Origin of the sequence: Halomonas sp. (genome assembly GCF_034520545.1) — a bacterium.
In the GTDB taxonomy this organism is placed as follows: Bacteria; Pseudomonadota; Gammaproteobacteria; order Pseudomonadales; family Halomonadaceae; genus Halomonas.
This window is the reverse complement of record NZ_JAXHNN010000009.1, coordinates 620437-638909: the sequence shown is the minus strand read 5'-3', so window position 1 is coordinate 638909 and position 18473 is coordinate 620437. Positions and strand designations below refer to the sequence as shown.

General features: G+C 63.9%; 27 protein-coding genes and 7 pseudogenes. 24 read left to right on the top strand and 10 right to left on the bottom strand.

Annotated features, from left to right (window positions below):
• Positions 1-261 precede the first annotated feature (261 nt).
• Complete coding sequence (locus U5L98_RS08070; RefSeq protein WP_322557791.1) at positions 262-585, bottom strand: hypothetical protein; 324 nt, start codon at positions 583-585, stop codon at positions 262-264.
• Between the two features lie 41 nt (positions 586-626).
• Here U5L98_RS08070 and U5L98_RS08065 point away from each other — a divergent pair, with 41 nt between their 5' ends.
• On the top strand, positions 627-1109 hold the full coding sequence (locus U5L98_RS08065) for a DapH/DapD/GlmU-related protein (protein ID WP_322557790.1): 483 nt from the start codon (positions 627-629) through the stop codon (positions 1107-1109).
• On the opposite strand, the pseudogene cysM reads toward U5L98_RS08065, so the two are convergent.
• The 3 genes and pseudogenes from cysM to U5L98_RS08050 form a co-directional block, all read right to left on the bottom strand.
• Positions 1076-1967 (bottom strand): annotated as a pseudogene (gene cysM / locus U5L98_RS08060) (cysteine synthase CysM). The gene U5L98_RS08065 and the pseudogene cysM sit on opposite strands and share 34 nt — an antisense overlap.
• A 49-nt stretch (positions 1968-2016) precedes the next feature.
• Entirely contained in the window at positions 2017-2442 is a 426-nt protein-coding gene (locus U5L98_RS08055; RefSeq protein WP_322557789.1) for a DUF6691 family protein, read from the bottom strand.
• Positions 2443-2467: 25 nt separating this feature from the next.
• Positions 2468-2683, bottom strand: a complete 216-nt coding sequence (locus U5L98_RS08050; RefSeq protein WP_322557788.1) for a YeeE/YedE family protein — start codon at positions 2681-2683, stop codon at positions 2468-2470.
• A gap of 979 nt (positions 2684-3662) precedes the next feature.
• Here U5L98_RS08050 and U5L98_RS08045 point away from each other — a divergent pair.
• The 10 genes and pseudogenes from U5L98_RS08045 to U5L98_RS18800 all read left to right on the top strand — a co-directional run bounded on the left by U5L98_RS08045 (position 3663) and on the right by U5L98_RS18800 (position 7721).
• Positions 3663-4046: a Na+/H+ antiporter subunit E gene (locus tag U5L98_RS08045; RefSeq protein WP_322557787.1), complete on the top strand. Its 384-nt coding sequence runs from the start codon at positions 3663-3665 to the stop codon at positions 4044-4046.
• 201 nt (positions 4047-4247) lie between these two features.
• Positions 4248-4439, top strand: coding sequence for a monovalent cation/H+ antiporter complex subunit F (locus U5L98_RS08040; protein WP_322557786.1), 192 nt, complete (start codon positions 4248-4250; stop codon positions 4437-4439).
• The gene (mnhG, locus tag U5L98_RS08035; RefSeq protein ID WP_322557785.1) at positions 4439-4819 is read left to right on the top strand and encodes a monovalent cation/H(+) antiporter subunit G; all 381 of its coding nucleotides are present in this window, start codon (positions 4439-4441) and stop codon (positions 4817-4819) included. The genes U5L98_RS08040 and mnhG overlap by 1 nt, the downstream gene beginning before the upstream one ends.
• 30 nt (positions 4820-4849) lie before the next feature.
• A complete protein-coding gene (locus U5L98_RS18815; protein WP_416208191.1) occupies positions 4850-5131 on the top strand; it encodes a Na(+)/H(+) antiporter subunit B in 282 nt (93 codons plus the stop codon).
• Positions 5128-5271: a hypothetical protein gene (locus U5L98_RS08030; RefSeq protein WP_322557784.1), complete on the top strand. Its 144-nt coding sequence runs from the start codon at positions 5128-5130 to the stop codon at positions 5269-5271. The genes U5L98_RS18815 and U5L98_RS08030 overlap by 4 nt, the downstream gene beginning before the upstream one ends.
• Positions 5268-5807, top strand: coding sequence for an MnhB domain-containing protein (locus U5L98_RS08025; protein WP_322557783.1), 540 nt, complete (start codon positions 5268-5270; stop codon positions 5805-5807). The genes U5L98_RS08030 and U5L98_RS08025 overlap by 4 nt, the downstream gene beginning before the upstream one ends.
• Complete coding sequence (locus U5L98_RS08020) at positions 5804-6061, top strand: NADH-quinone oxidoreductase subunit K (RefSeq protein WP_322557782.1); 258 nt, start codon at positions 5804-5806, stop codon at positions 6059-6061. Before U5L98_RS08025 ends, U5L98_RS08020 begins: the two co-directional genes overlap by 4 nt.
• Before the next feature lie 23 nt (positions 6062-6084).
• Positions 6085-6405 (top strand): hypothetical protein, encoded by a 321-nt coding sequence (locus U5L98_RS18810; protein ID WP_416208222.1) that lies wholly within the window; start codon positions 6085-6087, stop codon positions 6403-6405.
• 150 nt (positions 6406-6555) lie between these two features.
• Positions 6556-6684 (top strand): annotated as a pseudogene (locus U5L98_RS18805) (proton-conducting transporter membrane subunit); the annotation flags it as partial.
• 281 nt (positions 6685-6965) lie between these two features.
• Positions 6966-7721 (top strand): proton-conducting transporter membrane subunit, encoded by a 756-nt coding sequence (locus U5L98_RS18800; protein WP_416208190.1) that lies wholly within the window; start codon positions 6966-6968, stop codon positions 7719-7721.
• Positions 7722-8152: 431 nt separating this feature from the next.
• Here the strand turns inward: U5L98_RS18800 and U5L98_RS08010 are convergent, their stop codons facing one another.
• Positions 8153-8341 (bottom strand): hypothetical protein, encoded by a 189-nt coding sequence (locus U5L98_RS08010; RefSeq protein ID WP_322557780.1) that lies wholly within the window; start codon positions 8339-8341, stop codon positions 8153-8155.
• On the opposite strand from U5L98_RS08010, the gene U5L98_RS18795 reads away from it, so the two are divergent.
• The 13 genes and pseudogenes from U5L98_RS18795 to U5L98_RS07970 form a co-directional block, all read left to right on the top strand.
• Positions 8258-8623, top strand: a complete 366-nt coding sequence (locus tag U5L98_RS18795) for a proton-conducting transporter membrane subunit (RefSeq protein WP_416208221.1) — start codon at positions 8258-8260, stop codon at positions 8621-8623. The two genes, U5L98_RS08010 and U5L98_RS18795, sit on opposite strands and share 84 nt — an antisense overlap.
• Positions 8554-9558, top strand: a pseudogene (locus U5L98_RS08005) (proton-conducting transporter membrane subunit); the annotation flags it as partial. The gene U5L98_RS18795 and the pseudogene U5L98_RS08005, both read left to right, overlap by 70 nt.
• A 286-nt stretch (positions 9559-9844) precedes the next feature.
• Positions 9845-10147 (top strand): annotated as a pseudogene (locus U5L98_RS08000) (NADH-quinone oxidoreductase subunit H); the annotation flags it as partial.
• Positions 10078-10470 carry an NADH-quinone oxidoreductase subunit H gene (locus tag U5L98_RS07995; protein ID WP_322557892.1) on the top strand — a complete coding sequence of 131 codons (393 nt, stop codon included), beginning with the start codon at positions 10078-10080 and terminating at the stop codon, positions 10468-10470. The pseudogene U5L98_RS08000 and the gene U5L98_RS07995, both read left to right, overlap by 70 nt.
• Positions 10471-10596: 126 nt before the next feature.
• Positions 10597-11181, top strand: a complete 585-nt coding sequence (locus U5L98_RS07990) for an NADH-quinone oxidoreductase subunit NuoB (protein ID WP_322557779.1) — start codon at positions 10597-10599, stop codon at positions 11179-11181.
• A 12-nt stretch (positions 11182-11193) separates the two neighbouring features.
• Positions 11194-11316 (top strand): hypothetical protein, encoded by a 123-nt coding sequence (locus U5L98_RS07985; protein ID WP_322557778.1) that lies wholly within the window; start codon positions 11194-11196, stop codon positions 11314-11316.
• A gap of 194 nt (positions 11317-11510) precedes the next feature.
• Positions 11511-11639, top strand: a complete 129-nt coding sequence (locus U5L98_RS18790; protein WP_416208189.1) for an NADH-quinone oxidoreductase subunit C — start codon at positions 11511-11513, stop codon at positions 11637-11639.
• A gap of 344 nt (positions 11640-11983) precedes the next feature.
• Positions 11984-12520: pseudogene (locus U5L98_RS18785) on the top strand (hypothetical protein); the annotation flags it as partial.
• A 32-nt stretch (positions 12521-12552) separates the two neighbouring features.
• Complete coding sequence (locus tag U5L98_RS18780) at positions 12553-12735, top strand: hypothetical protein (protein ID WP_416208220.1); 183 nt, start codon at positions 12553-12555, stop codon at positions 12733-12735.
• Positions 12713-13039 (top strand): hypothetical protein, encoded by a 327-nt coding sequence (locus U5L98_RS18775; RefSeq protein ID WP_416208219.1) that lies wholly within the window; start codon positions 12713-12715, stop codon positions 13037-13039. Before U5L98_RS18780 ends, U5L98_RS18775 begins: the two co-directional genes overlap by 23 nt.
• Positions 13011-13241, top strand: coding sequence for a 4Fe-4S binding protein (locus U5L98_RS18770; RefSeq protein ID WP_416208218.1), 231 nt, complete (start codon positions 13011-13013; stop codon positions 13239-13241). The genes U5L98_RS18775 and U5L98_RS18770 overlap by 29 nt, the downstream gene beginning before the upstream one ends.
• 175 nt (positions 13242-13416) lie before the next feature.
• A complete protein-coding gene (locus U5L98_RS07975) occupies positions 13417-14145 on the top strand; it encodes an NAD(P)-binding protein (RefSeq protein WP_322557776.1) in 729 nt (242 codons plus the stop codon).
• A gap of 141 nt (positions 14146-14286) precedes the next feature.
• Positions 14287-14844, top strand: a pseudogene (locus tag U5L98_RS07970) (FAD-dependent oxidoreductase); the annotation flags it as partial.
• Positions 14845-14888: 44 nt separating this feature from the next.
• Here U5L98_RS07970 and U5L98_RS07965 read toward each other — a convergent pair.
• The 5 genes and pseudogenes from U5L98_RS07965 to U5L98_RS07950 all read right to left on the bottom strand — a co-directional run bounded on the left by U5L98_RS07965 (position 14889) and on the right by U5L98_RS07950 (position 18371).
• Positions 14889-15683 carry an ABC transporter ATP-binding protein gene (locus U5L98_RS07965; RefSeq protein WP_322557775.1) on the bottom strand — a complete coding sequence of 265 codons (795 nt, stop codon included), beginning with the start codon at positions 15681-15683 and terminating at the stop codon, positions 14889-14891.
• 43 nt (positions 15684-15726) lie between these two features.
• Positions 15727-16353, bottom strand: a complete 627-nt coding sequence (locus U5L98_RS07960; protein WP_322557774.1) for a pyridoxal-phosphate dependent enzyme — start codon at positions 16351-16353, stop codon at positions 15727-15729.
• Positions 16354-16565: 212 nt separating this feature from the next.
• Positions 16566-16904 (bottom strand): annotated as a pseudogene (locus tag U5L98_RS18765) (pyridoxal-phosphate dependent enzyme); the annotation flags it as partial.
• Between the two features lie 695 nt (positions 16905-17599).
• On the bottom strand, positions 17600-17992 hold the full coding sequence (locus U5L98_RS07955; protein WP_322557773.1) for an aminotransferase class V-fold PLP-dependent enzyme: 393 nt from the start codon (positions 17990-17992) through the stop codon (positions 17600-17602).
• Between the two features lies 1 nt (position 17993).
• Entirely contained in the window at positions 17994-18371 is a 378-nt protein-coding gene (locus tag U5L98_RS07950; RefSeq protein ID WP_322557772.1) for an aminotransferase class V-fold PLP-dependent enzyme, read from the bottom strand.
• Positions 18372-18473 lie beyond the last annotated feature (102 nt).

Below are 18473 nucleotides of genomic sequence, written 5' to 3'. Positions count from 1 at the left end.
TTCACAACTTATCGGCTCGACCACGAGCTGCGAGGTATGTACCTTAGTGATACTGACAGACACACCGCATCCGCGGCAAGGGGGAAGCAGACATGACGGACACAGACCCGCGACGCCGTATCCCGGCTCTGACCGACGCCATTCTCGACAAGCTCGACGATCGCGACGCGGTGAATCATGTGTGCACCTGCCCGCTGCCCCATCGGGAGACCGTCGGAAAGCTTCTCACGCTCATCGAGCGCCTGCTCTTCCCCGGCTATTTCAATCGGAAGGCCGTGGATAAGCCGAACCTTCGATTTCACCTCGGCCAGACCGCGAACGAAACATACGACATGCTGTCGGAGGAGATCGTCGAAGTGCATCCTCCACTCGCGCCGAAACGAGACCAATCCCGATCTCGAACGGGCGCGCGCCGAGGCGGCCGAGCATGCGCTCGATCTCCTCGAAAGCGTGCCGCAGCTCATCGAGGTTCTCGACGGCGACGTGGAAGCGGCGTACCTCGGGGACCCGGCAGCCACGGGTAACGACGAGATCATCATCGGGTATCCCGGGTTCCAGGCAATATTCACCCACCGCGTCGCCCATCACCTCCATCGTGCGGGAGCGTACCGCTCCTGCCCCGCATCATGGCCGAGTTCGCCCATAGCGCGGCGGGTATCGACATCCATCCCGGGGCCCGTATCGGGCGGAACTTCTTCATCGACCACGGCACGGGCGTGGTCATCGGCGAGACCACCGAGATCGGCGACAACGTCAAGCTCTATCAGGGTGTCACGCTCGGGGCGCTGAGCTTCCCGACCGATGAGGAGGGCAATCTCCACCGCGGCTTCAAACGCCACCCCACCATCGAGGACGACGTGGTGATCTACTCGAACGCCTCCATCCTCGGGCCGGTGACCATCGGACGCGGGTCGGCGATCGGCGGAAACGTCTTCCTGACCCACGACGTCGACCCCTACAGCAAGGTCACCATCGAGAAGCCGGACAATCGCATTCGCCAGCGCACGCCGCCGGTAGAGCACGGCTCCACGGTATGCCACGGGCCGCGACGCGGTCCCGCGCGGCGGGGCGGGACTCAGGGCGCGGGGAACACGCCGGTGGACAGGTAGCGGTCACCGCGGTCGCAGACGATGGCAACGATGAGCGCGCGGTCGACCTCGCGGGCCAGGCTGACCGCCGAATGGATGGAGGCCCCGGACGATATACCGGCAAAAATCCCCTCTTCGCGCGCAAGGCGGCGAGCCATCTCCTCGGCCTCGGGCTGGGTGATGTCCATGATGCGGTCCACGCGCGCGGGCTCGTAGATGGTCGGCAGGTACTCCTCGGGCCAGGCGCGGCTTCCGGGAATCTTCGCGCCCTCTCCCGGCTGCACACCCACGATCTGAATCCCGGGATTGCGCTCCTTGAGGTAGCGGCCGGTTCCCATGATGGTACCCGTGGTACCCATTGAAGCCACGAAATGGGTCAGGTCTCCGCCGGTATCGCGCCAGATCTCCGGACCCGTCGTCCCGTAGTGGGCCGCGGGGTTGTCGGGATTTCCGAACTGGTTGAGGATACGTCCGCGCCCCTCGGCCTCGAGGCGCTCGCGCCCGGTCGATCGCCGCCTCCATCCCGCCGTCCTTGGGCGTGAGGATGAGCTCCGCACCGTAGGCGGCCATGACCGCCTTGCGCTCCTCGGAGGCACTCTCGGGCATGATGAGCACCATATGGTAGCCGCGCATTGCCGCAACCATCGCAAGCGCAATTCCCGTATTGCCGCTCGTCGCCTCGATCAGCGTATCGCCGGGCCTTATGTCGCCGCGACGTTCGGCCTCGGCGATCATCCCGTAGGCCGGCCGATCTTTGACGGACCCTGCGGGGTTGTTCCCTTCGAGCTTGGCGAGCACGGTGCTCGTGCCCGTGTCCTGCCGCTGCAGCCGCACGAGCGGCGTATTCCCGATCATCTCATCTATCGTCTTGTAGTTCATCGTATCGCTCCGGTCCCGCGATATGCTGATCCCGCGGTTTGTCAGGTTTTCAGTGCGGCAGCCTGGGTCGCAGTACGCCGTAGGTTACCACGCCGAGCAGGGCGCTTGCGATGACCAGCGCGATGACCGCATAGCCGGCGCCGAGCAGGGCGTAGAGCGGCCCCGGACAGGCCCCGGTGAGGGCCCAGCCGAACCCGAAGATCAACCCGCCGGCGACGTTGCCGACGCGGTTGAAGGGCTTCGGCTTCAGGTCTATGGGTGCGCCGCCGGCTGCCCGCAGGCCCGAGATCCGGATGACGATCACGCTCGCCACGCCGACGGCGATCGCCGTTGCGAGCACGCCGTACATATGGATGGACTGAAAGTGAAACATCTCCTGAATGCGGAACCAGGAGATGACCTCGGCCTTGATGAGCACGACGCCGAAGTAGACGCCGATCAGGAAAAACTTCGCATGTTTCGCCAGGTGTTTCATTGATGTACTCCTGAAGTATGTGGGCCTATAGCGTCATGAGCGCCGGCAGGACGAGGTTCGAGACCAGAAGCCCGCCGAGAAAGAAGCTTACCGTCGCCACCAGAGACCCGAAGCTCAGGAGCGACAGCCCCATGATGGCATGCCCCGAGGTACAGCCGTTTCCGTATCTCGTGCCGAAGCCGACGAGAAACCCGCCGCCGAGGAGCATGATGAGGTTCCGCGGATCGCCGAACCGCGACAATCTCGAAGATCTCGGCCGGCTGAAGGGTCGAGAAATCGGTCAGGCCCCAGGCGAGAGAACATCTCGCCGGGCCTGCGCGCTTATCCCGGGCATCCGGTTTCCGCCGAGAAACCCGACCGCGAGCGCCGCTCCGGCAATGACGCCGCCCACGAAGACGAGACTCCAGGCCTCGTCCTTCCAGTTGTACCTGAGATATGACACCCGAAGCCTTCGGAAATGCAGCCGCGCAGGCGTGCCTGAACGAAGAGGAGACGCCGAAGTGCTTGTTGCTCGAGAGGAGCAAGAGCGGCACCATCAGTCCAAGCAGGGGGCCCGATATATACCATGGCCATGGTTGGCTCAACCATTCAAGCATACCCAGATAGTGCTAAAGCTTATGTTCCGGGTCAAGGTACAACTGGGTATCCGGTCGGTGGGCAGCTCCCACGCGTTTCGGCGCGGTTCCATCAATCCGTCAATTCATCCTTGCGCGCTCAGCTCACATGGTATAGACTTTCTGCTTATATACGCAGTGAGGAATGCTATGTACGAGGATGTGCGGTACAAGGACCTCGATGGACCGCAGTGGCTCGACTCGGTCTACGTGTACGGGCTTTCGTACTGCGACCATTGCAAGGATGCGATTCATTTTCTCGCAGAACTCAAGGCCTCGGGCTTCGTCTACGTGTACCTCGACCGAATTCGCGGCGAAATACGGCACGCGTGTAACCGACGATCTGGAAGCGCGGCGAGGCGAGCGGCTTATCTACCCTATCCTCGAGGTCGACGGCGAGTATTACTTCGGGTTCGAGCCCGACCGCGTGGCGCGATGCCATAGGAATCAGCCCTTCGCCCGGCCGAAATCGACTAGTTTTTCGTGGACAACTCGCCGATCTCCGTATACACTTCGGGTTATATAGTCATCCATATATGATATCGATATTTACGCGCGAATCGACGTGCGAATCGTCTCCTCTGAGACAGCGCGAAGGCGGTGTATATGTACGGACGTAAAGGGGTAGCCGTGAAGCTTCTCAAAGGAAAGCTCATTCTCCTCGTACTGTTGCTCGCCGTGTGGGCGGGCCTTGCCTATCCGCTCGACGCACAGGAGCTTGCCGTCGCGGCTGTCGTGGCGCTGGTCATTAGTGTGCTTCCACTCGGCTCGGCCGGTGTATTCGGCGAAATCCGCATGTCTCCGCGCGCCCTGGTGTTCGCGATTGCCTACGTGTTCGTGTTCCTGGCCGAGCTGCTGAAGGCCAACATAGACGTTGCCTTCCGCGTCCTGAAGCCGGACCTGCCGATCCGGCCGGGAATCGTGCGGGTGAGGGCCAACCTGCCACACAAGGCTCGGGCGAACACCTGCTGGCGAACTCGATCACCCTGACCCCGGGCACGATGACCGTGGACACCGACGGAGACGTCTTCTACGTCGCACTGGATCAACGTCGCCGGCGACGACATCGAGGAGGCCACGGAGCGGATCGTGGCGAAGTTCGAGCGATATCTGGAGGTTGTCTGTGGCTGAGATGCTCTTCTGGATCGCCGGCGGCATAGCCGCTCTGGCCGCCGTCTGGCCTTCTACCGGGTGGTGATCGGTCCGAGCGCTGCCGACCGTACCGTCGGGCTGGACGGCATGACCATCATCGCTATCTCGTTCATCGCCTTTCTGGCAGTCATCGCCGACCGGATCATCTACATCGATGTTGCGCTGGTGTACGGGTTGGTGAGTTTTCTGGGCGTGGTCGCGGTGGCCCGCTATCTCGAAAGGGGGCTGTAATGATACTACCGATTATCGGGGGGCTCCTGAGCATCGTCGGAGCCGTCTTTCTTCTGCTCGCCTCCATCGGCCTCGTGCGTATGCCGGATGTCTATAACCGGATGCAGGCGGGCACCAAGGCGACGACCCTCGGAAGCATTCTCTTCCTGATCGGGATCGCCGTGGCAAATCCGCCGTGGAGTGGCCGCATCGTTCTGCTGGTGGTGTTCATCGTGTTCACGAACCCTATATCGTCCCACGCGCTCATCCGCGCGGCTGCGCCATTCGGGGACCCCCCTGGCGGCGAAAACCGTCAAGGACGATCTCGCGGACACGCGGCATGTGGCTCGGCCACAGCATACCCCGAGACCGCACGCAAACGGGAGGCGCGGTATCGATGACGGTTTTTCTGTCGCTTCTCGGCACTCGTCATGCTGGTGGCGGCCGTGGTGGCCGTGTATCAGAAACACCTTCTTGCCGCCATCATCGCTTCGGGCGTTGTCAGCCTCTCCGCCAGCGTGGTCTACGTGATGCTCGCCGCACCGGATGTGGCCATGACGGAGGCCGCCATCGGCTCGGCGCATAACCACGGTGGTGTTCCTCTACGCCCTCAATCGGGTGCGCACGGCGAAGGGAGAGTCCCATGGTCAGCTAGGGTATTCGGCAATTCTCGCCATCGCCGGCTTCGTACTGATTCGCCGTGCCGCTCGTGACCGAGCTCCCGCCCCTGGAGGAGCTGACCGCGGTCGCGCAGGCCTATGTAGAGCGTACTCCCGGCGAGCTCGGCGCCCAGAACGTGGTGACCGCGGTGATCGTGACCATGACCGCGGGCTGGATACCCTCGGCGAGGTGAGCGTCCTCTTCATCGCGACCGCCGGAGTGGGCTTTCTCTTGAGGCGGCAGGGTCCGGCCGTTCGCTCGGGCGCCGACGGCGTACCGGCCGTGACGGAAGCGGGCCCGGGACAGGGGCCATCGGAGATCCTGCACTACCGGCGGCACAGCATTCTCGTGCCCGTGGTGGCGCTGTTCGGCGTCTACATCTTCACTCACGGGCATCTGACGCCGGGCGGCGGATTCCAGGGCGGCGTTATCCTTGTCTCCGCACTGCTGCTGCTGCTTTCTCGCGACGCCGGGCGAGCGCCATCGGCCACACCCTGCTCACGGCGGTGGAATCTCTCTCCGGCGCAACGTATGTGGTGCTTGGCGCGCTCGGACTCGTCCTTGCCGCGGGATTCCTGGATAACCGCATCATTGCCTCTGAGGGAGTTCGGCACGCTCTTCAGTGCCGGCGCGATTCCCATCATCTACTCCCTCGTCGGCGTCAAGGTGGGCGCCGAGCTTTCGGGCATCCTTGATCGTCTTCGCTCCCGGGAAGGAGGGCACGCATGACACTGGTAACTACCATCGGCCTTCTGCTGATGGGCGTCGGGCTCTGGGCAATGCTCACTCGACGCAACCTCTTCAAGATCATCATCGGGTTTTCCATAGTCGATACCGGCATTCACCTGGTCATCGTATCCGTCGGTTACATTCGTGGCGGAACGGCGCCAATTCTCGACGACGCGCGTCGGAACGTCAACCGCGGCCGTCGCAGCGTCGTCGACCCCCTCCCCGTCGGCGCCTGGTGCTCACCGCCATCGTGATCGGTCTGGCGGTGACGGCGCTGATGCTGACCTACGCCGTGCAGCTTCACCGGCGACGCGGCTCACTTCTCATTGACGACTACAAGGAGCTCGAAATGGTAAGCCCGATCTACCTCATCGCGATTCCACTCCTCGCGGCATTTCTTCTCGGGCTTCGCCGACCGTGCGCGGTCGGGGTCTCTCTCTCACCCTTACCTTCGGGGCCCGCTGTGGATGGTCGGGCTGTCCCTCGCATGGGCGGTTTCGTTACTCTCGGGAGCAGCGACCGCCGAGGTACTGACGGCGGGATTCTCCCCGCCGCTGTCGATCAATCTGCGGATGGGCACGCTGGAAGCGGCGCTTGAACCTGCTGATCAACCTCGCGTTCCTGGGCTCCGCCGTCGTCATGCTCCGTAGGCTGCGCACCGACTCGGTGGGCGCGCAGGTGCTACTGGTGATGATGGCTATGGGCGCGAACGGCATCGTGCTCACCCGACGACCTCTTCAATCTCTTCGTGTTTCTCGAGATTGCGGCCATCGCGAGCTACGGCATCCTCGCCATAGAGGACGATGAGAACAGCCTCGCGGCGGGCTTCAAGTACGTGATCGCGGGCGGTATTTCCTCGGCGGTGCTGCTGCTCGGAACGATCTTCCTGTACCGGATCACCGGAACCCTCAACATCGACGGCATGATCGCCTGGGCGAACGCGAACGCGGGCGTCCTCGCCGGCGGCGCCGGTCTCTCGGCGCATCTTCCTCGTGATCGTCGCGCTGCTCATCGAGCTCAAGCCCTTCCCGGCAAACGGATGGGCGCTCGATGTATACCAGTCCGCGAACCCTGCCGTTTCTGCGGTCCTGTCCATCGGCACCTCCACCGCAATGGTCGCGGCCCTGATCAAGATCGCGCCCCTCATGCCGCGGGCGGTTGCTGCGGTGCTTGCCGGCGCCGGCGTCCTGCTCCTTCACGGCGTCCAACCTCGTGGGCCTGCGTCAGCGTGATGCGCGACGCATGCTCGGGTACTCCTCGGTCGCCCAGATCGGGCTCGTCGTTGCGGTGGTCTCCGGGGCGCGCCTCTTCACCGACGTCGCGCCGGCTACCGTCGCGCTCGATAGCCGGCGGCCTCCTGCTGAATCATTTCCTTGCCAAAGGGAGGACTCTTCTGGCTGGTCGGAGCGCTGGGCATCCGCACCATCGAGGAGGCCCGGGGTCGCCTTCACGGTGCCTACGGACTCAGCCTGCTCTTCGGCGCTGCTGCTTGTCGCACTGGCGGGCCTTCCGCCCTTCCCCGGCTTCTGGGCCAAGTGGCAGCTCGTGGTCTCGCTCACGGGGGCGGGGCAGTTCCTCTGGGTGACACTGCTGCTCGGAGGCTCGCTCTTCGAAGCAACGTACCTGTTCCGGTTCTTCGGCATCCTGCGCGCGCCGGCGCCCGCCATACAGGGAGCCACCACGCCCCGGGGCGACGAGACACAACCCGCGAACTCAGAGCCCGTCGGCCTCCAGCCTGCCCGCCTCGCGGCCACGGTTCCCACGGCCGTTTTCGCCGCTGCTGCGGCGGCTGCGGGTATCGCCGGCGCCTGGCTCTTCGGCTTTCAGGGATCTTCTGCTCTTCCTGCCTCTTGCCGGCAGCGGCGATTCTGTTGGTGCTCGACGGCCTGCCCGGATTCGTCAAGGGTGTCGTGAGCATTGTCCTGATCGCGGTCTACGCGTACCTCGTGGCACCCGCCCTCGCCGGGATGACGCTCGTGTTCGGTCTCGATCCTCGCCGGCGGTCCGGCTCTGCTGCTTGCTGGCGACCCTGCACAGGCGCGGCAGGGTGTCGGGGGCATTTCCCGCTGTTCGTGCTCTTCGCACTTGCGATGTCCTCGCTTCTGGTCGCGCGTAGTGCGCTCGGCTTCCTTTTCGCATTCGAGCTCATGACGGTGAGCTCCTACCTGCTGCTCCAACGCGGCGAGCGCGCCGAGCTACCCGCCCACCGCTATCTCGGTGTTCTCACTCGGCGGCGCCTTCGCGCCGATGACGGGCCTCGCGATGGTCGTCGCCGCCGGCGGCAGCTTCCGCGGCGCCGGGGGCCGCACTGCAGGCGCCCGTGCTCTCCGCGATTGGCCGGACGCTCACACCCCAGGTCGGCGGCGCAGCTCCTGGCGGTGGGAGGGAGCGCCACCGGCGCCCTCGCGGCTGTGGGCGCCGGGGGCGGCGCCGGCTCGATCGCGGGCGGCGTGGCCGGAACGGCCGTTCCGGCGGCCGCCGTGGCCCTGATTGTTATCGGCTTCCTCGTGAAGGCCGGTGCGGTCGGTGTGCACATCTGGCTGCCGTCGAGCTACGGCGAGGCCGAAGGCGAGACCTCGGCTCTGCTCTCCGCGGTGCTGAGCAAGGTGCCGGTGTTCGGCATTATCCTCGCCGTGCTGGCTCTCGTGGGGAGCGGGGTCGAGGCCGCTTCAGGCGCGCGCGGCCGGTACCGCGGCCGCCGCGGCGGGCGTGATCTTCCCCGTGCTCGGCTGGGTCGGCCTCGACGGCCCTCTTCGGCGCCCTGCTCGCGGTCTTCCAGGAGGACGCCGAGTATCTGCTCGCCTACTCGAGTATGAGCCAGATCGGCTATATCATCGCCGCTTTCGCCGCGGCGAGTCACCTGGTGGACGACGGGACTCTACCTCTCGGTGCTCCACTTCGCGTTCAAGGGTATCCTCTTCCTTGCGATCGCCGGGGTGATTCTGCGAACGGGCACGAGCACCTTTCACAGGCTCGGCGGCCTCATCAGGAAGATGCCGCTGACCTTCGTGACGGTGCTCATCTCCATCATCTCCGTGTCGGAGTTCCGCCCCTCGCGGGCTTCGGCGGGAAGTGGCTGCTCTACACCGCGCTGCTGGAGGAGGGATTGAACCTTCAGGCGGCCCTCGCCTTCTTCGCGAGCACCATCGCGTTTCTCTACCTCTTCAAGCTGATTCACGCGGTCTTCCTCGGTCAGCCGAAGGACGAGCTGCGAGGCGTACGGGAAGCGCCGGTATGGCTTCTCATCCCGCAGCTGGCACTGGTCGGCGGTATCATGGCGATGTCCATGTATCCGACAATCATTCTCGGGCCCATCGCGGCGGCCGTCTCGCCCTACATCGCGAGCACGGTGGCCTTCGAGGGTTACACGGTGGTGAGTGCCCTCGGTTACTGGAACGGAAACACGGTGATGTACGTGACGATGGGTGTCTTCGCCCTGCCGCTCGTCTGGCTGCTCGTCGCAATGAAAAAACCACAGCGGGTGGAACAGTTCAACATCGTCTTCGCCGCCGAGCGGCCCGAGCGCCCCGAGACCACCCACTATGCGCACAACTTCTTCACCCCCTATTACCGGGCACTGGATTCCTCACGCGCCCGGGCGTTATCGGATTCTGGAACGGCATACAGGAAGCGGTATCATCGGTGGGGGGCGCGGTCAGACGGATCTACTCCGGCAACGGCCAGACCTACGCCCTGCACATCGTGCTCCTCCTTGCCGTTCTCTATCTCATTGCAGGAGGCATGTAGATGACGGAGCCTCTCCTTCTCCGGTTAGCATACGCGGCACTCACCCTGTTCATCGTGTTCAATTACGGTATCCTGCTGATGGGCACGACGGCCCGGATCCGGGCCCGCGTGCAGGGTCGTATCGGGATACCGGTATGGCAGCCCTACATCGACATCATCAAGAACAACGCCAATCGGACCTCGGTTATCCCACGGCGTCATGTTTTACCTCGGCCCGGTGTTCCGGCTTGCCGGCGGCATCGGCACGCTGATGTTCGTTCCGGTGATCTTCGGCTCGCCCGTTTTCGGCAACTTCAGCTTTGCCGGCGACGTCGCTGCTGGTGATCTACTTCATCTTCTTCGGTCAGCTCGGCATGGCGCTCGGCGCAGGTGAGGGAGGTCATCCCTACAGCCCGATCGGCGTGTCCCGGGGCCTTGCCCAGATGACCGCCTTCGAGGTGCCCTTTACCCTCGGCGTGATCGCGCTCGTCATACAGCACGGAACCCTCTCGATAACCGAGCTCGTAGCTGCGCAGCAGGAAGCATCCTGTCGTGGAACCTGTTTACGAATCCGCTTGCGACGATCGCCGCCCTCATCGCGTTTCTCGGGATGACGATGAACAACCCCTTCAGCGTGGTCACCGCCCACAGGAGATCCCCATTGGCCTCCGACAGAGTACCAGCAGCAACTACCTCGGCATGCTGCAGAGCAACCGCGCCATCTTCAACGGCGCGAAGCTGCATCCTCTACATGAACCTCTTCCTCGGCGGCGCCACGAACATCTTCGAGATGGTGCTGAAAACCTTCGCGCTGTACATGATGACCGTGATCGTAGGGGTATCCTTCCCCCGCTTTCGAGCGGACCAATCAATTCGATTCTTTCTGAAAATACCTGCGGCGATCGGTGTGGTCGCCGTGATTCTTACCGCCCTGTAGGAGTACTCCCATGAGTGAAGCACGAGACGAGAGCCGCTCGGCGTCACACAGCCCGCCGAGCCCGAACCGCACGTCGAGGACGATGCACGCTCCACGCGCGGCAAGATCCAGCTTCCCAATGCAGATATGCCGATCGAGGATGCAGGCCACTTCTGTTCGGCGCGTCCTCACGTCGAGGCGCCGTTCCGTGGCGCAATCGAGAAGTTTCTGAACTGGGCGCGATCGCAGAGCCTGTGGGTTCTCGGTTTCGGCACCGGGTGCGGCGCCATCGAGTTGCGCCCCCTCATGACCGCTCGATTCGACGCTTACCGCTACGGGATACAGGGCCGCGCCGACCCCCGGCAGTCCTCGGTGTTCATCATCGGCGGCTACGTGTCGCTGAAGACCCTCAAGCGCATCATCCGCAGCTACGAGCAGATGCAGAATCCGAAGTTCGTCATCGGGCTCGGAAGCTGCACGATAAACGGAGGCATGTACTGGGACAGTTACAACACGATCAACAGAATCGACCAGTACATCCCCGTGGATGTGTACATTGCCGGCTGCATGCCGCGACCGGAGGCCATTCTCGCCGGATTCAAGAAGCTCAAGACGCTCATCCGAAGCGGCGAGGCCGAGGGGGCAAACTACTACGCCGAGCACTTCGACTGGTACAAAGAGAACCAGAAGCAGATCATCACCGACTGGAACATGCCGGACTACAACTGGTAGGAACGCGACGCAGTGGAAGCAACTACTGAAGCGATCTGGCAAGCCCGCTTCGGCGTCTACCGATTGCCGCGCGACGACCGCCTGAAGTTCGCGGACCTGGCATTCCTGCGTGTCGACCGCGGTAGAGCGCGGTGAGATCTCATCACCCATCTCCGCGACCGGGAGGCCTTCACGCATCTCGTCTTCTTCACCGCCGTGGATATCATCGAGCAGGGCGTATTCCGGCTCGACGCTATCTGCTGCACAACTACGAGCACGCAGACGCGACATCGGCGTCGAGGTGGAGATCAGTCGTGACGACGCCGTGATGGAATACGATCCACCATCCTGTGGGCGCAGGCCGAGGACGTCAGCGGGAGCTCAAGGAGATGTTCGGCATCGACTTTCCCGGAAGCCCGCGCGTCGACGAGCCCTTCGTCCTCGAAAGCTGGGACGACATTCCGCCGATGCGCACGTGAGTTCGATACGAAGGCCTACTCCGAGGCGCGTACGTTCCGCGCCAGAGCCGGGTCGACTCACGACACGACCGAAGCACATGAAGGTAGAAGCTCTATCCGGAGGAAGACGCATGAGTGACACACGCACGAGCGAGACACGCGCCGGCACCCGGATCAGCGACACCAGGCTCTACGCGGGATCGACATCCGCCACGTTCCCGAGCAGCCGCGCTACGTAGAGTTCGACGACCGGCGACCGCAACCGCGGCACGAGCGACACCGGCAGCTCCGGAAAGTAGATCTCGACTCGCGGGAAGTACCTCAAGCTCTGGCAGGGGCCGAACCATCCGGGCATCACCGGGAACATGTCGGTGGAGCTCACCGTGAGCGGCGACGACGTCGTCGAGTGCTCAGGACGCACGTCGGCTACCTGCACCGCGGCTTCGAGAAGCTCATGGAGCGACGCACCTACATCCAGAACTTCCCGCTGGTCTGCCGGATCTGCGTCCGAGCCCGACTTCAACGAGTATCTCTACGCCGCGTCGCGTGGAAGACCTCGCGGGGATCGAGGTGCCCGAGAAGGCGAACTGGCTTCGCTGCTCACCCTCGAGATGGCGCGCCTCACGAGCTTTCTCCAGTGGATCGGCGGGCAGGCCGGCGCCTTCGGGATGGGCACCATCGGGCAGTGGACGATCACGCACCGCGACTACATGCTCGACCTCTTCGAGGAGCTCACCGGCGGACGGATCTACCACATGTACATCATTCCCGGCGGCGTGCGCGGGGACCTGCCGGAGGGCTTCGAGGATCGCATGGAGGCACTACTCGTGAAGATCGAGAAGCTGCTCTCCGAGATCGACCTGGCCATGTTCCACAACGCCGTCTTCAAGATGCGCGCCGAAGGGCTCGGCGGTCATCACGCCGGACATGATCGATCGCTACGGCATCACCGGGCCCGAACGCCCGCGCAGCCGGTGTCGCGCGGGACATCCGCAAGGACGAGCCCTACCTCGGCTACGACGAGCTCGACTTCGAGGTCGTCACCGCCGAGACTCCGACGCCTACGCGCGCGCCTGCAGGTGCGATTCCAGGAGATGTACCAGTCGGTGTCGCCTGATTCGGCAGATCATGGAGCGCATCCGCCGACGGGGACCGATCCACACGAAGCTGCCGAACGTGCTTCACTGGCGCATCCCGCCGGGCAGACCTGGCACCGCGCCGAGTGCACCCGCGGCGAGTACGGATACTACATGGTCGCCGACGGCACGATTTACCCGCGCCGCGTATACGTCAGAGGCCCCTCCTACACCCATGCGATCGCGGTCATGGAGAAACTCGCGGTGGGCGCCAATATCGCCGACATCGCCAGCCTCATGGTGAGCCTGCACACCTATCCGCCGAGATCGAGAGGTAGCGAATGAGCGTCAAAGACCTGATCGCCCCCTTTTCCGTCTGGAAGCGTGCGTTCGAAAAGCCGTACACCGACGATGGATCCGCATAGACGAGCGGCCCGGCGCTGCGCGCTACCGCGGGTTTCACACAAACAGACACGACATCTGCATCGGCTGCGGCACCTGCGAAACGGTCTGCCAGAACGCGGCGATCGATCTCGGTGCCGGTTGATCGAGCGGGAAACGCAAGCACGGCGACAGCGGGCTCAGGCCGCACGGTCGACTACGGACGCTGCTGCTGGTGCGCGCTCTGCGTGGACATCTGCCCGACCGGGTCCTCGGGATGAGTAACGAGTACATCTGGGTGGACACCGACCCGGACGCCTTCCGCTACGTTCCCGGCAGCGATGCGAAGCCCTGGGACGAGAAGCGAGCTCGGCTACGCCCCCTCCGAAGGCTACGAGCTCCTCGAGAAGCAGCGCGTGGACATGCGTATGCTCGAGCCGGAGGAAAGCCTCAAGAGCTTCGAGGAGCTCGTGCAGGGCTACTCCGAGGAGCAGGCCAAGCTCGAGGCCGACCGCTGCGTCGCCTGCGGCATCTGCGCGGCGACCTGCCCGGCGCACATGGACGTCCCGGGCTACATCGAGGCCATCCGCGACGACGACATTCCGCGCGGACTGCGCATCGCCTACGAGTCCAATCCGCTGCCCGCCTCCTGCGGTCGCGTCTGCACGCACTCCTGCGAGTACGTCTGCAGCAAGGGACACAACGACGGCGAGCCGATATCCATCCGCTGGCTCAAGCGCTACATCGCCGATCAGATCTACGCGCAGGACTACGAGAAGGTGCTGCCCGCGCCCGAACCGGAGAACGACAAGCACGTGGCGATTATCGGATCCGGTCCCGGCGGACTCGCCGCCGCGTACTATCTCAGACTCCTCGGCTATCGGATCACCGTCTACGACGGGAGAGACCTGCCCGGCGGCATGCTCCGCTACGGCATCCCCGAGTATCGCCTGCCCTACGATCAGATCAACAAGGACATCGACTACATTCGGTCCCTCGGCGTCACGGTGCACCAGAAACATCATGATCGGACGCGAGACCAGCTTCGAGGACCTCTACGACGGCTATGATGCGGTCTTCTTCGCCACCGGCCTTCCCAATCCCTACACGATGGGAATCGAGGGGGAGGACCATCACCCGCGTGCTCGCCGGGCTCAAAGTCCTCGACGACGTCACCGACGGCCGCGGATCCGGGCCTCGGCAAGGCCGTCGCCGTCATCGGCGGCGGAAACGTCGCCATGGATGCCGCTCGCACGGCGCGCCGGCTCGGCTGCGAGGTCACGATTCTCTACAGGCGTCGCATCGAGGACATGCCCGCAACGAAGGAGGAGATCACCGAGGCGCTGGAGGAAGGCGTGCGCATCGTCCGCAGGCCATTCCCATCCGCGTGGAAGATGAGAGCGAGACACGAGCAGCCTTCGTCTGGGCGGAGGCAGGAGATGGTGGATCAGGGCGAGGGAAAGCGTCCGAAGCCCGTCCTCATCGAGGGCTCGGAGCACCGCGACGTCTTCGACTCGGTGGTTTCAGCGATCGGGCAGGATGCCGACTACTCCTTCCTGCCCGAGGAAGTGCTCTCGAAGATCAAGGTCGAACGCGGGAGAGTCGCCGTCGATCGCTTCGGAGCGACTGACGACCCCAAGGTCTTCGCCGGCGGCGATATCACCAACACCAAACGCGACGCCATCAGCGCCATCGCCAACGGCCACCGGGCCGCGAAGGGTATCGACCGTCAGCTTCTGAAGCTGAACCCGACGAAGCAGCGCATATAGCAGCCGGCAGCCGCGGCGCCGGGCGCGAGTCTCCCGCGCGGCGCTTACCGGGCCGCGGCACCAAGCACGGTTGCCGTCTGCGGCCAGTAGCGCCCGCCTCGCCGGACCACCTCCATCTCCAGGCCGTACACGCTCGAGAGAAGATCGTGGGTGAGCACCTCCTGGGGCGAGCCGTGAGCGTGGATCCGCCCGTCCTTCATGATCGAAACCTGGTGGAACACCGGGGTAATCTCCTCGATGTGGTGGGTGACGTAGATGAGGGTCGGACCGTCGGGCTCGGTGCCCAGCTTGTCCACGAACTCCAGAAAATGCTCACGCGCGGCCGGGTCGAGGCCGCTGCACGGCTCATCGAGGATCAGAAGGGTCGGCCGCGCCACGAGGGCACGCGCAATGAGGATCCGCTGCTTCTCCCCCTGCGAGAGCACCGCATAGCGGCGTTCCTCGAGGCGCTCGCATCCCATGAAAGCCAGCCGCTCACGCGCAAGGGCGACGTCCTCCTCCGTTATCGGCTCCCAGAGCCCGATTGATGCGTAGCGCCCGCTCACGACGACATCGAGCGCCGTATCGCGATCGTGGATGCGCTCGCTGAGCGCCGAGCTCACCCACCCGATGTGGCGCCGGACGTCCCGGAGATCGCTCCTGCCGCGAACGTAGCCGAGCACCTCCACTTCGCCGCCGCTTGGCGACATGTAGCCGGTGACCACCTGCAGCATCGCGGTTTTGCCCGATCCGTTCAGACCGAGGAGTGCCGTATGTCCGTGGGAAGAGATATCCCAGGTTACTCCGTCGAGAATCATTTCGTCGTCACGGTGCATCGTGACGTTCTTCAGCGTTATCATGCCGTACCGCCCGTTCGTGTTTCGCCGTCCCGCCGTAGGTCGCCTACCCGGAGACGCTCGGAAGACCGGAGAGCGCCATGGCGACCTCCTCTTCCGGATACTCGTAGGCCACCAGCTTGCCCGCGTTGTAGTCGAGATAGGCCTGCATGTCGAACTGCCCGTGCCCGCAGAGGTTGAACAGGATCGCCTTGCTCTCGCCCGATTCCCTGCAGGCAAGAGCCTCGTCGATGGCCGCGGCCACGGCGTGATTCGCCTCCGGCGCGGGCAGGATTCCCTCAGCCTGCGCGAACTGAATTCCGGCGGCGAAGGTGCGGAGCTGGTCATAGGCGGTGGCTTCGATGTGCCCCTCGGAGTGCAACTGGCTCACAAGCGGCGCCATCCCGTGATACCGCAGTCCGCCCGCGTGGAAGCCGGGCGGCACGAAGCCGCTGCCGAGGGTGTGCATCTTTACGATGGGGGTAAGATGGGCGGTGTCGCCGTAATCGTAGGCGTAGGGGCCCTTGGTGAGGGTCGGACAGGCGGCGGGCTCCACCGCTATGACGCGGTGATTTTTCTCGCCTCGCAGGTTCTCTCCCACGTAGGGGAAGCGCATGCCGGCGAAGTTCGAGCCGCCGCCGGTGCAGCCGATGAGGATATCCGGCTCGTCGTCGGCGGCCGCCATCTGTTCCATGGTCTCGAGACCTGATCACGGTCTGATGGGTCAGCACGTGATTCAGGAACGCTTCCGAGGGCGTAGTTCGTATCGTCGCTGGTGGCCGCCACCTCGACCGCCTCGGAGATGGCGATACCGAGAGAGCCGGTAGAGTCGGGATGCTCCTCCAGCACGGCGCGCCCGGAGGCAGTGGTGCGGCTCGGACTCGGAGTAACGTTGGCGCCGAACGCTTCCATCAACCCGCGCCTGTACGGCTTCTGGTCGTAGCTGACCTTCACCATGTACACGCTGCACTCCATCCCGAAGAAGGCACAGGCCATGGACAGTGCGCTTCCCCACTGCCCGGCGCCGGTTTCGGTGGTCAACTTCGTGACGCCCGCTTCCCTGTTGTAAAAGGCCTGCGGGACGGCCGTGTTGGGCTTGTGACTGCCGCTCGGGCTCACGCCTTCGTACTTGTAGTAGATGCGGGCCGGGGTATCGAGGGCCCTCTCGAGGCGCCGCGCGCGGTGAGGGCGTCGGTCGCCACTGCCGGTAGATATCCCGCACGGGCTCGGGAATCTCGATCTCACGATCGGTCGAGACTTCCTGCTTTATGAGCTCCATCGGAAAGAGGGCAGCCAGATCGTCAGGGCCAATGGGCTCTTTGCTCTGCGGATGAAGCACCGGCGGCGCCGCGTTTCGCAGGTCGGCCTGAATGTTGTACCAGCTCTTCGGTATCTTTGATTCCGGCAGGGTGTATTTGACCGAATCCATCTCGTCCTCCCTCGATGATCCTGCATTTCTGATGCATGATTATACGTTCGGCGGAGTGTAGCACCTCGATCGGATGCGGTCAACAAAGGGAGCGTCCACGGGAGCGCCGACGGGGTCGGTGCGCCACGACCCGTCGCATACCGCCTCCCGAGAGTCTCAGGCGCCGATTTCTTCGGCGAGGGCGGAGAGAAAGCGGTCCACGTTGGTTTCCCGTGCGGTGTGCCCCATGATGCCCACGCGCCAGATCTTCCCGGCGAGCGGCCCGAGCCCGGCCCCGATTTCTATGTGATGTTTGTTCCGCAGCGCCTGGCGGGACTGCCGCCTCGTCGACTCCCTCGGGAATCGACACGGCGTTGAGGTTCGGCAACCGATAGTCGGGGTCTACCACCGATGGAGAGGCCGAGTTTCTCGATCCCCGCCACGAGGCGTTCGTGTACGTGCCGATGACGTTCATATACGGCTTCGTAGCCCTCGTCCTCGATCAGTGCCAGTCCCTGCAGGAGGCCGTAGATCATGTTGATTGGCGCGGTGTGGTGGTAGCTTCGCTTCCTGCTCTGCCCCTGCATAGTAGGGCAGACAGCATGGAGACATCCAGATACCAGTTCGGCACCTTTGCTTTTCGATTCTCGACCACCGAAATCGCGCGATCGGAGAAGGATGCCGGCGCGAGACCGGGGGGTACCGACAGGCACTTCTGCGTTCCGCTGTAGAACGCGTCCACGCCCCACTCATCGAGCTTCACTGGAATACCGCCGAGGCTCGTGACACCGTCGACAAGATAGAGCGCGTCGGTGTCGCGTACAAGCGCACCGATCTCGTCCACCGGGTTTCGCACACCGGTGGATGTCTCCGCGTGCACCACCGCCACAATCTTATAGCGCTGCTCGCCGAGACGCTTCTTCACTTCAGCTACGTCGATCGGCTACCCCGACTCCGCCTCGATCGTGTCCACCTCCGCACCAAGGCGGCCCGCCGACGTCGGTCATGCGTGTACCGAAGACACCGTTGACCAGAACCAACACCCGGTCACCGGGCTCCACGAGGTTCACGAAGGCCGCCTCCATGCCGGCGCTTCCGGTGCCGGACACCGGGAAGGTGACGGCGTTCTTCGTGTTCATGAGGTTTCGCAGCTTCTCGCTCGTTTTGTCCATAATGTCGATGAACTGCCCGTCCATGTGGCCGAGCGTGCTCACGCTCATCGCTTTGTATGTTTCCGGGTGTACGGCGGACGGTCCGGGCCCCATCAGCAGGACCTCCGGGACCTCAGTCAGTACATGTGTCATTGTGTTCTCTCCAGATTGCGTAGGTTTTTATGCTCCAACAGTATAGACTACATCGCCGCCGATGTCACGGACGCTTCGAAGCCGCTTCCCTTCAGTCCGTAC